The sequence below is a fragment of the Tunicatimonas sp. genome (genome assembly GCF_049647865.1).
In the GTDB taxonomy this organism is placed as follows: domain Bacteria; phylum Bacteroidota; class Bacteroidia; order Cytophagales; family Cyclobacteriaceae; genus Tunicatimonas.
Genome location: NZ_JBARYM010000207.1, coordinates 1 through 1,630 on the forward strand (window position 1 = coordinate 1; position 1,630 = coordinate 1,630).

The following is a 1,630-nucleotide window of genomic DNA, read 5'->3' on the forward strand; positions in this document are numbered from 1 at the left end:
AGGTACGGGAGCCTCAGGAGAAATACGATGAACGCTGCCCCAAACGTAGGCATCCAACATTACATCACCAATAATCAACACCTTCAGATGGCGAAAAGCCTCAAATAGCTCGGGAAAAGATGAGTAATGTGACATCCGATTAGTATCGGAGGTGGGAAACCGGAAACCGAAAACCGGAATGTGTGCTTCGGTCTTTGGACTCCGGCTTTCGGTCTCCGTCAGTTAATTTAATTGCGATAATGCTTCTTTAAATCGTTTCATCGCTTCTTTCAGTTGCTCGTCTGATGCCGCAAATGACATGCGTATGCAGTTCGGAGCACCGAAGGCTTCTCCGGTTACTAGCGAAACGTGGGCTTCGTTAAGAATATACATACAGAGATCATTGGCATTTTCAATAGTGGTTTCACCGTTGGACTTGCCGAAGTAGGCACTGATATCGGGGAAGAGGTAAAAGGCCCCAGTAGGTACGTAGGTTTCTACTCCGGGTACATCTTTTAGTAGTTCTAAAACCAAGTCGCGGCGGTGGCGGTAGGCCGTTTTCATCTCATGGGTCGCTGACATATCACCGTTCAACGCAGCAATAGCAGCCCGTTGGGTAATACTGTTGGGACCCGAAGTAAACTGCCCCTGAATTTTTCCGCAGGCCTTGGCAATCCATTCGGGCGCAGCAATATAGCCCAGTCGCCAGCCAGTCATAGCATAACCTTTGGAAAACCCATTGATGGTAACGGTATTGTCGTACATGCCCGGTAGCGCGCCAATACTCACATGTTCATCCTGAAAATTGATGAACTCGTAGATTTCGTCGGCCACTACGTAGATATTAGGGTGCTGACGTAGCACTTCTGCCATCGCTTCCATCTCTTCTCGGGTAAATACTGAGCCGGTGGGGTTACTAGGCGAAGAGAAAATCACGGCCTTGGTGCGGGGAGTAATAGCTTCTTTGAGTTGATCGGCAGTAGCTTTAAAGTTGTTTTTTAATGTTCCCATAATCGGCACGGGTACGCCTTCGGCTACTTTAATAATTTCGGCGTAGCTCACCCAGTAAGGAGCGTATACAATCACTTCATCGCCCGGATTGAGCAGGCACATGAATACATTAGCAATAGATTGTTTGGCCCCAGTAGAGACTACAATTTGATCGGGGGTATAATTTAAGTTGTTGTCGCGTTGTAGCTTGTCGGCAATGGCTTGGCGCAAGTCTAAGTAGCCAGGTACAGGTGAGTAGCCAAAGTACTTCCCTTCATCAATAGCAGCCTTCGCGGCATCCTGAATATGCTGAGGAGTTTTAAAGTCGGGTTCACCTAAGCTCAGACTAATTACGTCAATGCCTTTAGCTTTATACTCCCGGGCCTTTTGAGCCATGGCAATAGTCGCCGATTCGGACAAATTCTGAATACGATCTGATAAGGGGTGGGCTACGGCCTGTTCCATAATAAATAATTGCGTAATTGGTAAACGGGAACAAAAGTACTAAGTATACCCTAAAAAATAGCACTTACACATTTCTTTGTAAGTACTTAATAGTTAAGTAAAGGTGGTAAGATGATCTTGCGCCCTGCAACTTGCTGTATTTCAGTACCTTTCGAGAGCTGTTTTATCATCTCACCTATCCAGTGGTAGCTAATAG

1 protein-coding gene and 1 pseudogene are annotated in these 1,630 nt (G+C 46.4%); both read right to left on the reverse strand.

Translation table 11 applies throughout. The annotated features are described in order from the left end of the window. A pseudogene (locus WBA23_RS06390) lies at nt 1-135 on the reverse strand (D-glycero-beta-D-manno-heptose-7-phosphate kinase); the annotation flags it as partial. 87 nt (nt 136-222) lie between these two features. Beyond that, on the reverse strand, nt 223-1,434 hold the full coding sequence (locus tag WBA23_RS06395) for a pyridoxal phosphate-dependent aminotransferase (RefSeq protein WP_424581419.1): 1,212 nt from the start codon (nt 1,432-1,434) through the stop codon (nt 223-225). Nucleotides 1,435-1,630 lie beyond the last annotated feature (196 nt).